The organism is Streptomyces sp. NPDC001787 (assembly GCF_040297465.1).
GTDB lineage: Bacteria > Actinomycetota > Actinomycetes > Streptomycetales > Streptomycetaceae > Streptomyces.
Genome location: NZ_JBEOZE010000010.1, coordinates 257,534 through 269,093, shown reverse-complemented (window position 1 = coordinate 269,093; position 11,560 = coordinate 257,534). Strand labels below are relative to the sequence as shown.

Below are 11,560 nucleotides of genomic sequence, written 5' to 3'. Positions count from 1 at the left end.
CTTTCCGGCGAGTCCGACTTTACCAGACTCTTTTCCGTTCCGTTTCCGGTCCGAATTCGATTCCAGCGGCCTGCGGATGGCCTTTGCCTTTCGGCTGATTCGACCTTACCAGAAACATTTCAGCCGAAATAATCAGCTCAAATGAGTTCGAAGCAGGAGAATCGATTGGCTCTGCGGGAATGTGAATTCCCTGCCCAGAGCGAGACAGACACTAACCGTTGGGCCCGAACTTGTCCAGTTCGAGGCAACCGTTTAAATCTACCTCCCCACAGCGACCGTGTCAACGGCTTTTGGGGGCGAGGAGGACACTAGCAGGTCAGCGCGGGCCGTCGCACATCGGTGGTCAGGCTGCGGAGGGGAGTTCGGCGCTGCGTTCGACCGCGTCCAGGTCGCCCGTGTCGCCGGCGCGCGCGGCTCGTCCGCCCAGAACGTAGACGTACGCGAGAAACGCCAGCTCAGCCGCGATACCGATGGTGATCCGGGCCCAGGTCGGAAGGCCGGACGGGGTCACGAAGCCCTCGATGACGCCCGAGACGAAGAGGACCAGCGCAAGGCCGACCGCCATGCCGATGGCGGCGCGGCCCTGCTCGGCCAGAGCCACGCGGCGGGTACGCGGACCGGGGTCGATCACCGTCCAGCCGAGACGGAGCCCGGTGCCCGCGGCTACGAAGACGGCCGTCAGTTCGAGAAGCCCGTGCGGGAGGACGAGGCCGAGGAAGGTGTCCAGGCGGCCTGCGGACGACATCAGTCCTATGCCGACACCGAGGTTCAGCACGTTGAGGAAGAGGATCACGATCACCGGTACGCAGAGGAACGCCCCCAGTACCAGGCACATGGCCGCGGCCTGGGCGTTGTTCGTCCACACCTGCGCGGCGAACGACGCGGCCGGGTGGCTGGAGTAGTACGTCTCGTACTCCCCCCCCGGTCGGGTCATGCTGCGCAGGTCGTCCGGGGCGGCTATCGCCGCCTGGACTTCCGGATGGGTGCCGATCCACCAGCCGATGAGCGCGGCCAGGAGGGTCGAGAGCACCGCCGTGGGAATCCACCAGTGGCGCGAGCGGTAGACGGCCGCGGGGAAACCCGCGGTGAGGAAACGGGCCGCGTCGCGCCAGGAAGCCCTGCGGGTGCCGGTCACCGTCGAGCGGGCACGGGCCACGAGCTGGGTGAGCCTGGCCGTGAGCATGGGGTCCGGAGCGCTGGACTGGATCAGGGAGAGATGGGTGGCGGTGCGCTGGTAGAGGACGACGAGTTCGTCCGCCTCCGCACCCGTCAGACGGCGCCCGCGGCGCAGGAGGAAGTCCAGGCGGTCCCACTCCGTGCGGTGGGCGGTGACGAAGACGTCGAGGTCCATGGTCGGCTGCGGCTCCAGGCATGGGTGCGTACGGTCCGTACAACTGCGGCGCTGGCGGTCAGCTTGGCAGACTGGGCACCGGTGGGGCGGAGAAGGTCGGCGAAGGGTGGGTGGCGATGAACGAGCTGGTGACCGGGGACGCGGTCGTTCTGGGGTTGCGGCCGGCGAGGCTGCCGAGCCGGGCCCTGGCGTTGGCGATCGATCTCGTGGTCGTCGTCACCGTCTTCGTCCTGGTGTCGATCGGTCTGGGAATCGCGGCGGTCTCGCTGGACGAGGCGGCGGTCGCGGCGATCGGGGTGGCGGCCTTTCTGCTGGTGCTGGTGGGTGGGCCGGTCGCGGTGGAGACCCTCAGCCACGGCCGTTCGCTGGGGAAGCTGGCGTGCGGGCTGCGCGTGGTCCGGGACGACGGCGGGCCGATCAGGTTCCGGCACGCCCTGGTGCGCGGAGCGATGGGGATGGTCGAGATTCTGATGACGTTCGGGGTCGTGGCCTGCGTCGCGTCCCTGGCCTCCGCGCGGGGGCGGCGGCTCGGTGATGTGTTCGCCGGGACGCTCGTCGTACGGGAGCGGGTTCCGGCGGGGCGGTCGGCCGCGGTGCCGCCGCCTCCGCCCTGGCTGGCCGGCCGGTTCGCACAGCTTGATCTTTCGGCGGTCCCGGACGGTCTCTGGCTCGCGATCCGGCAGTACCTGACGCGTATGCACCAGCTCGACCCCGAAGTGGGCCGGACGATCTCCGAACGGCTGGGCGGTGAGCTGGTGGCGCTGACCGGTGCGCCCGCTCCGCACGGTGTCCCGGCGGCGGCCTATCTGGCCGGGGTGGTCGGCGAGCGCCAGGCGCGTGATGCGAGGCGGGTATTCACCGCGGTCCCGCCCGGCGGGTTCGCGCCGCCCGGAACGCCCTTCCCGCCGGTGACGCCCGGCGGTTCCGGGACGGTCGTCGCTCCGGCAGTTGCCGCGGCACCTGTGCCGGCCGCTGCTCCGGCGCAGGTCGCCGTTCCCGTCCCGGCCGTCGCTCCCGTCCCGGCCGTCGGTCCCGCAACAGCGGTGGGGACGTACACGACCGGTTTCGCCCCGCCCGGTTAGCCGAAGGCGGGCGCGCTGCGGGGCGGAGGTGGCGGCGACGGAGGCGTTTCGAGGTGTTCGAGCTCGATGCCGGGCGCCGCGAGGACCACGTCACCGGCGAGGTGGACCGTGTGCCGCTCCCCCGTGTCCAGGGCGCTGACCTGGTATTCGTCCACGGTCAGGGGCCCATTGTCAGTGGCATGGGCTTCACTGTTCACCAGGGCCCAGGACTGGTCGACGGTACGGGGTGCGAGGACCGGATCCGTGAAGGTGACCACACGGACGCGGGTCGTCGGGGAATCGGGGGTGAGGCGCAGGAGCCTCGTCATGGCGACGAGGAATGCGGGGGAGGTGCCGGCGAAGGCGTGGGCGCGGACATTGCCTTCGGTGGCATGAGTGCCGGTCGGGTCGGTCCGGACCCAGGTGACGCCTTCCAGGGCGGCGCCTCGGATCTGCCAGGCGGCCGCGTGGAGCTCAAGACGGATGGGGCGGCCGAGCTCGTCGAGGGCCAGGTCGACGGAGCCGAGGTGATCGCCGGAGGGGGTCGTGGTCCGGGAGACATAGCGCCAGCCGGAGGGGCCGGGCGCGCAGTGGAAGTGTTCTTCGCCGAGGGGGGTGTGATCGTGAGGATCGTGGAGCGAATACCGGCCGCGGGGCATGGGGTCCTTCGGGTTCCTCGGGCTGTACGGGTGCGGTAACGGGGCAGGCCCCCGGCACGGGGGTGCGGGGGCCTGCGCTCGGAACTGCCGCTGAAGCTGTCGGCCTCCCGGCGACCGGTGGGTGAGGCCCACGGTCGCCGGGAGGCAGGGGGTCAGTAGCGGTAGTGGTCGGACTTGTACGGGCCGTCGACCTCGACGCCGATGTACGCGGCCTGCTCGGGGCGCAGGGTCGTGAGCTTCACGCCGAGCGCGGCGAGGTGGAGGCGGGCGACCTTCTCGTCCAGGTGCTTGGGCAGCACGTAGACGTCGGTCGGGTAGTCCTCGGGCTTGGTGAACAGCTCGATCTGGGCCAGGGTCTGGTCCGCGAACGAGTTGGACATCACGAACGAGGGGTGGCCGGTGGCGTTGCCCAGGTTCAGCAGGCGGCCCTCGGACAGCACGATGAGGACCCTGCCGTCGGGGAACGTCCAGGTGTGGACCTGCGGCTTGACCTCGTCCTTGACGATGCCCTCGATCTGCGCCAGGCCGGCCATGTCGATCTCGTTGTCGAAGTGGCCGATGTTCCCGACGATCGCCTGGTGCTTCATCTTGGCCATGTCCGAGGCCATGATGATGTCCTTGTTGCCCGTCGTGGTGACGAAGATGTCGGCCTGTGCCACGACGTCGTCGAGGGTGGCCACCTGGTAGCCGTCCATCGCGGCCTGAAGGGCGCAGATCGGGTCGATCTCGGTGATGATCACGCGGGCGCCCTGTCCGCGCAGGGACTCCGCGCAGCCCTTGCCCACGTCGCCGTAGCCGCAGACGACGGCGGTCTTGCCGCCGATCAGGACGTCGGTGGCGCGGTTGATGCCGTCGATCAGCGAGTGGCGGCAGCCGTACTTGTTGTCGAACTTCGACTTGGTGACCGCGTCATTGACGTTGATCGCCGGGAACAGGAGGGTGCCGTCGCGGTGCATCTCGTACAGCCGGTGCACACCGGTCGTGGTCTCCTCGGTGACACCGCGGATCTCGGACGCCAGCTGGGTCCACTTCTGCGGGGCCTCGCCGAGGGTGCGGTTCAGCAGGGTGAGGATGTAGGCGTACTCCTCGCTGTCCGCGGTCGACGGGTCCGGGGCCGCGCCGGCCTTCTCGAACTCAACGCCCTTGTGGACCAGGAGGGTGGCGTCGCCGCCGTCGTCCAGGATCATGTTCGGGCCGCCGGTGGGGGTGTTCGGCCAGGTCAGAGCCTGCTCCGTGCACCACCAGTACTCCTCCAGCGTCTCGCCCTTCCAGGCGAAGACCGGGACGCCCGCCGGGGCCTCCGGGGTGCCGGTCGGGCCGACGGCGATGGCCGCGGCGGCGTGGTCCTGGGTGGAGAAGATGTTGCAGGAGGCCCAGCGGACATCGGCGCCCAGGGCGACGAGGGTCTCGATGAGCACGGCCGTCTGCACCGTCATGTGCAGCGAGCCGGTGATCCGGGCACCGGCCAGCGGCTGGGCCTCGGCGTACTCCTTGCGGATCGACATCAGGCCGGGCATCTCGTGCTCGGCGAGGGTGATCTCCTTGCGGCCGAAGGCGGCGAGGGAGAGGTCGGCGACCTTGAAGTCCTGGCGATTGGCGACCGTCGTCATAACGGGCTGCTCCTCGTGATGGGTCGAGGGTGGGCTGGGCTGGCTCTGCGACGGCGGGCACACGAATGCCCGGTCGTTCACCAGTGCAGTCCGTCGGAGGCCCTCTGTCCCTCGGCCGGTCCACAGGGATGCGGACCGATCAACCGCCATCAGCAGCGACGTCTGTGTCTCACATGAATCTACACCGAACGGCCCAGTGAGCCCCAGTCCGTTCAAGTAACCGGGGCGTGCACCGGGCCGTCGAGGGCTGAACGTCGGTGGTTCAGTGGCCGGATTCCTCCGGGGCCGGGCCACCGGGCTGCTTGCCCGGGTTGGTGCCGGCCGCGGCGGCCTCCGCGTTGAAGATGTCCGGCTCCAGGTAGATGACCCGGGCGATCGGGACGGCTTCGCGGATCCGGTTCTCGGCGGCGTTGATGGCGTGGGCGACCTCGACGGCGGTGTCGTCGTGCCGGACCGCGATCTTGGCGGCGACCAGCAGTTCCTCGGGACCGAGGTGGAGCGTACGCATGTGGATGATGCGCGTCACCGTGTCGCCGTCGACCACGGCGGCCTTGATCTTCTCGACCTCCTCGATGCCCGCGGACTCACCGAGCAGCAGGGACTTGGTCTCGGCGGCGAGGACGATCGCGATGATGATCAGCAGGATGCCGATGCAGAGGGTGCCGATGCCGTCCCAGACGCCGTTGCCGGTGCCCAGCGCCAGACCGACGCCCGCGAGGGCAAGGATCAGGCCGACGAGGGCGCCGAGGTCCTCAAGCAGGACGACGGGCAGCTCGGGGGCCTTCGCGCGGCGGACGAACTCCGTCCAGGAACGCGTGCCCCGGGTCTGGTTGGACTCCTTGATCGCCGTACGGAAGGAGAAGCTCTCCGCGATGATCGCGAAGATCAGCACACCGACCGGCCAGTACCAGGCCTCGATCTCATGGGGGTGCTTGATCTTCTCGTAGCCCTCGTAGATCGCGAACATGCCACCGACCGAGAAGAGGACGATGGAGACGAGGAAGGCGTAGATGTAGCGCTCGCGCCCGTACCCGAAGGGGTGCTGGGGAGTGGCTTCGCGCTGGGCCTTCTTGCCGCCGAGCAGCAGCAGGCCCTGGTTGCCGGAGTCGGCGAGCGAGTGGACGCTCTCCGCGAGCATCGACGACGAGCCACTGAAGAGGAACGCCACGAATTTGGCCACCGCGATCGCGAGGTTGGCTGCCAGCGCCGCCACGATCGCCTTGGTTCCGCCTGACGCGCTCATGAGTGCGTGGTGTCCCTTCCTCGGTGCGGCACGGGCGGCCGCGCATACGGCCGCCCGTTACGGCCGCGTATTACGGCGGCACATTGTTGCAGTCGTTGGTGCGGACGGTACGTCAGGCCACCACGGTGGCACGGAAGAGTGTGCCGGTTCCGGAAGCTTGCACCGTTTCGCCCGCCGGTACGAACACCGATTCCCCGGCAGCGAGGGCAAGGTCTCCGACCTGGGGGGCACCGGCCGTGCAGAGCACGATCTGCGGGGTCGCGACGGTCAGTTCGACGGGCGCGGCGCCCGGCGCGAGGTCGTAGCGCGACAGCCGGAATTCCTCGGCCGGGGTCTCGTACGGCTCCTCGCCGGAGGGGGACGCCTCGGGGCGCAGGACGTCGGGGTCGGTGGCCTCGAAGCGGACGATGCGCAGGAGTTCGGGGACGTCGATGTGCTTCGGGGTGAGTCCGCAGCGCAGCACGTTGTCCGAATTGGCCATGATCTCCACGCCGAGGCCGTCGAGATAGGCGTGCGGGACACCGGCGCCGAGGAACAGCGCCTCGCCCGGTTCGAGCTGGACGTAGTTCAGCAGCATCGCCGCGATGACACCGGGATCGCCGGGGAAGTGGTGGGCTATCCGGGCGTACGGGGCGTGGGCGCCGCCGAGCCGGTCGGCCGCCGCCGCGGCCTCGGTCACGGTGTCCGCCATCTCCGCCGGGTCGGCGGTGAGGATCGCCGTGAGCACCTCGCGCAGCGCCGCCTCTTCGGGGTGGGCGCGGAGCAGGTCCACGTACGGCTTGAGGGAACCGACTCCGAGGGCCTCGATCGCGTCGGCCGCCTCGGCGGGCCGGCGGAAGCCGCACAGCCCGTCGAAGGGGGTGAGCGCGCAGATCAGCTCGGGCTTGTGGTTGGCGTCCTTGTACGTGCGGTGGGGGGCGTCGATCGGGACGCCCCGGCTCTCCTCGTCCGCGTACCCCTTGGCCGCCTGTTCGAGGTCGGGGTGGACCTGGAGGGAGAGGGGGGCGCCCGCCGCGAGCAGCTTGAGCAGGAAGGGGAGGCGGGGGCCGAACCTGGCGACGGCGGCCGGGCCCAGTTCGCGTTCGGGGTCGGCGTCGATGACCTCGGTGAGGGGGCGTTCCCCGCCGTCGGCGCCGGGGCGGGTGATACGGGAAGGGGCTCCTGGGTGGGCGCCCATCCACATCTCGGCCTGGGGCTCACCGGTGGGAGCGACGCCGAGCAGTGCGGGGATGGCCGTGGTGGAGCCCCAGGCGTAGGGGCGCACGGTGTTGGACAGCCTGTCCATGGAGATCGTCCTCGGGGGATGAGTCAGGGGATTCGTCGGGCAACGGTGTCGAGCGGACGCGGCAGGCCGCGTCAGGGCACACGCACGCGCAGGCGGGTCAGGGCCCGGGTACCGCGGCGAGTGACAGATAGACCGCGGCGAAGTCGGTGACGGCGAGCAGCTCGGCCAGGGCTTCGAGCTCGCTGCCGTCCTCCGGTTCGAGTTCGCTGACCGCCGTGTCGTGGCCGAGCGCCAGTTCGCGCGCCGCCGGGTAGGCGCTCAGGCCGCTGGTGGGCCGGTCCCGGAGCAGAACGACCCTGGCCCGCAGGGTCTCGCGCTCGTTGACACGGTCACGGAAGAAGTCGTCGGGGTCGGCCCCGGCCGCGAAGTCCCCGGCCAGCAGCGCACCGTGCGAGGGCAGCGCCTGCGGGAGTTCGGCGGCGAGCGCCGGGCGGCCCGCGAGCTCGGACAGTACGGCGGCGAAGCGGCGGCCGACCGGGCCCGCGGACTCACCCTCCGTCCACAGCAGCGGCAGGCTGTCGGCGAGCTCGGCGGCGAGGGTCTTCGCCGGGTTGCTGTACGTGGCGATGGCCGGGCCGCAGCGTTCGGCGGTGCGGTCCAGGCGGTCGGCCACCTTCTGGAGGTCCTCGGCGGAGGCGGTCACCAGGCCCGCCCGGTCCAGGAGTGCCAGCAGCGGGGTGAGCAGCGCCCAGAGGGTGCCCGGTCCGGCGGCCGAGGTCTCCGCGTCGTACTCGCCGTGCGGGGCCGCCGCCATCGGTACGACGAGGCCGTGCACCCCGTCGACCGCTTCGCGCAGGGGCGAGCGGGTGGGGGCCACCGCGACGACGGTGCAGCCGCGCCGGTAGGCCTGTTCGGCGAGCAGGGCGAGACCCGGTTCGGAACCGTCGGCCGTGGCGATGAGCAGCAGGTCCACGGATCCCGCCCAGCCGGGGAGCGCCCAGCGCAGGGCTCCGGCGGCGGGGGCGACGCCCGAGGGGCGGATACGGGTCACCGGGGCGGCGGCCCCCGCCAGTGCGCCGATCAGGTCGGCGACCCCGGACGCGGCGGTGCCCGGTCCCGCGACGAGGACGGCACGGGGCCTGCCCTCCGGGTTCAGGTTGCCGATGCCGGCCTCGGCGGCGTGCCGGGCGGCGGTACGGACCCGGGCACCTGCCTCGGCGGCGCCGCGGAGCAGACCGCGGCGGTCGGCTCGGGCCAGGGCTTCCGGGGCGTCGAGCAGCGACTCGTCGAGCATGGTGGTGGGCCTCCGATCACCGAACGGATGCGGGGTGCGAGATCCGGGGTACGGGTACGGGGTACGGCGGTGGTGGGCGCCGCCCGCCCGCGCCCCGTACGCGCGGCGCTCGTTGTCAGGCGGGGCGGCGGGCCTCGTCGACGAGCAGGACCGGGATGCCGTCCCGTACCGGGTAGGCCAGGCCGCAGTCGGTACCGGTGCAGACCAGCTCCGGGCTGTCGGCCGCCGACCGGTCGTCGAGCGGAGAGTGACAGGCCGGGCAGGCGAGGATCTCCAGAAGGCCGGCTTCGAGCGGCATGGGGTGAGTCCCTTCGAGCGTTCGAACAAGCGGTTCGGGTTCGCGTGGATCAGGCGTCGTCAGCCTACCGCCGGGGTGGCGGGGGCGCGGCCCGGCGGGGGCGTCCGCGACGGGGGCGGGGGCGTCCGCGGAGGACCGGCTCGGCGCACGGACCGGGCAGCACGGACCGGGCGGCCCGTGGACCGCTCAGCGCCGACCGGGCGGGTTCGGCGGACGGCCCTCAGCCCCGGACCACCGACAGGACCTCGTCGCGCACCGCCCTCATCGTCTCCTCGTCCCTCGCCTCGACGTTGAGACGCAGCAGCGGCTCCGTGTTGGAGGCCCGGAGGTTGAACCACCAGTCGGCGGAGGTGGCCGTGAGGCCGTCGAGCTCGTCGAACGTGACGTCGTCGCGGTCGCCGTACGCCGCCTTGATCGCGGCCAGACGGCCCTCCTGGTCGTCGACCGTGGAGTTGATCTCGCCGGAGCCCGTGTACCGGTCGTACTGGGCGACCAGTTCGGACAGCGGGCCCTGCTGGCCACCCAGCGCGGCCAGGACGTGGAGGGCGGCGAGCATGCCCGTGTCGGCGTTCCAGAAGTCCCGGAAGTAGTAGTGCGCGGAGTGCTCGCCGCCGAAGATCGCGCCGTGCGCGGCCATCTCCGCCTTGATGAAGGAGTGGCCCACCCGGGTCCGGACGGGGTTTCCGCCGTTCTCGCGGATCACCTCCGGGACCGACCAGGAGGTGATCAGGTTGTGGATGACGGTGCCCTCGCCGCCGTTGCGGGCCAGTTCGCGGGCGGCGACCAGGGCCGTGATCGCGGACGGGGAGACTCCGGCGCCCCGCTCGTCGACCACGAAGCAGCGGTCCGCGTCCCCGTCGAAGGCGAGGCCCAGATCGGCGCCCTCGGCGAGCACACGGGCCTGGAGGTCGACGATGTTCTTCGGGTCGAGGGGGTTGGCCTCGTGGTTCGGGAAGGTGCCGTCCAGCTCGAAGTACAGGGGTACGAGGTCGAGCGGGAGGCCGGCGAAGACCGTCGGGACCGTGTGGCCGCCCATGCCGTTGCCCGCGTCCACGACGACCTTGAGGGGCCTGATTCCGTCGAGTTCGACCAGCCCCAGCAGGTGCGCGGCGTAGTCGGTCAGGGTGTCGCGCTCGCCGACCGTGCCCGGGGTGGTGGTCGCGGGGATCTGCGGAGCACCGTTTTCGGACCACTGTTCGACCAGGGTGCGGATCTCGGTCAGCCCGGTGTCCTGGCCCACGGGGGCGGCTCCGGCCCGGCACATCTTGATGCCGTTGTACCGCGCCGGGTTGTGCGAGGCCGTGAACATCGCCCCCGGCAGGTCCAGCGCCCCCGACGCGTAGTAGAGCTGGTCCGTCGAGCAGAGCCCGATCAGCGTGACATCGGCGCCGCGGGCCGCCGCGCCCCGGGCGAAGGCACCGGCCAGGCCCGGTGACGACGGCCTCATGTCGTGCCCGATCACGATCGCGTCCGCCGCGGTGACCTGGACGAACGCCGCCCCGAACAGCTCGGCCAACGGCTCGTCCCACTGGTCGGGCACCACTCCGCGCACGTCGTACGCCTTGACGAGCTGCGACAGATCAGCAACCACGGCCGGTCCTCCTGGGGGTTGGGGCGGAGCGCCCAAACTACCCGGCCGGGCCGAGGGGTCAGGAGTCCGGGGAACGCAGTACGCGCAGGTGACCGCGGCGCGCGACCTCGACCGGATCCGCGGAGCGGGGGCCCCGGCCCCCGCCGTCCGGCCCGCGGTCCTGCGGGCGCGCGGCTTCCCGTACGGCATTGGCGAGCGCTTCGAGGTCGTCGCCGCTGGGGCGTGAGGGGGCGGAGCCGTCGGAGAGCCGCACCACCTCCCAGCCGCGCGGGGCGGTGAGCCGCTCACTGTGTTCGGCGCAGAGGTCGTAACAGTGGGGCTCGGCGTAGGTGGCGAGCGGGCCGAGGACCGCAGTCGAGTCGGCATAGACGTACGTCAGTGTCGCGACGGCAGGGCGGCCGCACGCGGTGCGCGAACAGCGACGTACAGGGCTCACGATGTTGGACGGTACCGCACTCTTGAGCGGGCTGCGACGACTCCCCCACAGGTCACCCCACCGTGTCGCGCTGTGACCTCCCGCACAGAGGTCCCCGGGGGTACTGCCGTGACCTGCGCGAGGGCGGGAAAGCGCGTGCTGCGACCGGAACGCCCCGCTCACCCCGGAGGAGGGGGAGCCGACGCCGGGCGAGGGCCCGGAGATCGGATTCGGGGCCGGAAACGGGCTCAACCTTGGCCGGAATGGTCGACTGCCGACCGGTGGCCGGGCCGCGACACGGACGCTCTCCGCCCGCCCCGGGGAGGGTTACGCTGCGTCGGTGATGGACAGTCCCGTACCGCCCAGCCCGTCCGAACCGCGGCCCCGTCGCCGTGACCGCCATGGCCGCGGCATGCGGGGGCCCGTCGCCCCGCCCCAGGTGCCCCTGTCCGTGAGCCGGGCGGAGACGTTCCGCGACCTGGTCCAGGACTCGGTGGAGCGGCTGGAGCGTCGCTGGCCCCAGCTGGCCGAGGTGGACTTCGTGGTCCTCGATGTGCCGGGCACGCTGGAGGAGACCGTTCCGCTGGGCAGCGCGCTGGCCGCCGCCAAGGGGCGGCCCGCGCAGATCGTCATCTACCGGCGCCCCGTGGAGATCCGCACCAAGAGCCGCGACGAGCGTGCGCTGCTGGTGCACGAGGTCGTCGTGGAGCAGGTCGCGGATCTGCTGGGCCTGGCTCCCGAGTCGGTGGACCCCCGGTACGGGCAGGACTGACCCCGCGCCGGGAGCGGTGGGGCCCTACGAAGGCCGGTGAA

11 protein-coding genes are annotated in these 11,560 nt (G+C 71.5%); 2 read left to right on the top strand and 9 right to left on the bottom strand.

Annotation, left to right across the window (positions count from 1 at the left end):
• Nucleotides 1-343: 343 nt before the first annotated feature.
• Nucleotides 344-1,351: a stage II sporulation protein M gene (locus tag ABT170_RS17260; protein ID WP_351868169.1), complete on the bottom strand. Its 1,008-nt coding sequence runs from the start codon at nucleotides 1,349-1,351 to the stop codon at nucleotides 344-346.
• 116 nt (nucleotides 1,352-1,467) lie between these two features.
• On the opposite strand from ABT170_RS17260, the gene ABT170_RS17255 reads away from it, so the two are divergent.
• Complete coding sequence (locus ABT170_RS17255; RefSeq protein ID WP_351868166.1) at nucleotides 1,468-2,433, top strand: RDD family protein; 966 nt, start codon at nucleotides 1,468-1,470, stop codon at nucleotides 2,431-2,433.
• On the opposite strand, the gene ABT170_RS17250 is transcribed toward ABT170_RS17255, so the two are convergent.
• The 8 genes from ABT170_RS17250 to ABT170_RS17215 form a co-directional block, all read right to left on the bottom strand.
• On the bottom strand, nucleotides 2,430-3,071 hold the full coding sequence (locus tag ABT170_RS17250) for a hypothetical protein (protein ID WP_329943673.1): 642 nt from the start codon (nucleotides 3,069-3,071) through the stop codon (nucleotides 2,430-2,432). The two genes, ABT170_RS17255 and ABT170_RS17250, sit on opposite strands and share 4 nt — an antisense overlap.
• Nucleotides 3,072-3,223: 152 nt before the next feature.
• The gene (gene ahcY / locus ABT170_RS17245; RefSeq protein ID WP_329943674.1) at nucleotides 3,224-4,681 is read right to left on the bottom strand and encodes an adenosylhomocysteinase; all 1,458 of its coding nucleotides are present in this window, start codon (nucleotides 4,679-4,681) and stop codon (nucleotides 3,224-3,226) included.
• A 262-nt stretch (nucleotides 4,682-4,943) separates the two neighbouring features.
• Nucleotides 4,944-5,924 carry a cation diffusion facilitator family transporter gene (locus ABT170_RS17240; RefSeq protein ID WP_329943675.1) on the bottom strand — a complete coding sequence of 327 codons (981 nt, stop codon included), beginning with the start codon at nucleotides 5,922-5,924 and terminating at the stop codon, nucleotides 4,944-4,946.
• 112 nt (nucleotides 5,925-6,036) lie between these two features.
• Nucleotides 6,037-7,209, bottom strand: a complete 1,173-nt coding sequence (gene manA, locus ABT170_RS17235) for a mannose-6-phosphate isomerase, class I (RefSeq protein ID WP_329943676.1) — start codon at nucleotides 7,207-7,209, stop codon at nucleotides 6,037-6,039.
• Between the two features lie 97 nt (nucleotides 7,210-7,306).
• A complete protein-coding gene (locus ABT170_RS17230; RefSeq protein WP_329943677.1) occupies nucleotides 7,307-8,443 on the bottom strand; it encodes an SIS domain-containing protein in 1,137 nt (378 codons plus the stop codon).
• Between the two features lie 115 nt (nucleotides 8,444-8,558).
• Complete coding sequence (locus tag ABT170_RS17225) at nucleotides 8,559-8,741, bottom strand: Trm112 family protein (RefSeq protein ID WP_030927015.1); 183 nt, start codon at nucleotides 8,739-8,741, stop codon at nucleotides 8,559-8,561.
• Between the two features lie 220 nt (nucleotides 8,742-8,961).
• The gene (locus ABT170_RS17220; RefSeq protein WP_329943678.1) at nucleotides 8,962-10,332 is read right to left on the bottom strand and encodes a phosphomannomutase/phosphoglucomutase; all 1,371 of its coding nucleotides are present in this window, start codon (nucleotides 10,330-10,332) and stop codon (nucleotides 8,962-8,964) included.
• Between the two features lie 58 nt (nucleotides 10,333-10,390).
• The gene (locus ABT170_RS17215) at nucleotides 10,391-10,768 is read right to left on the bottom strand and encodes a DUF3499 domain-containing protein (protein ID WP_266931609.1); all 378 of its coding nucleotides are present in this window, start codon (nucleotides 10,766-10,768) and stop codon (nucleotides 10,391-10,393) included.
• 322 nt (nucleotides 10,769-11,090) lie between these two features.
• On the opposite strand from ABT170_RS17215, the gene ABT170_RS17210 reads away from it, so the two are divergent.
• The gene (locus tag ABT170_RS17210) at nucleotides 11,091-11,519 is read left to right on the top strand and encodes a metallopeptidase family protein (protein WP_266932533.1); all 429 of its coding nucleotides are present in this window, start codon (nucleotides 11,091-11,093) and stop codon (nucleotides 11,517-11,519) included.
• The last annotated feature ends 41 nt before the right edge of the window (nucleotides 11,520-11,560 follow it).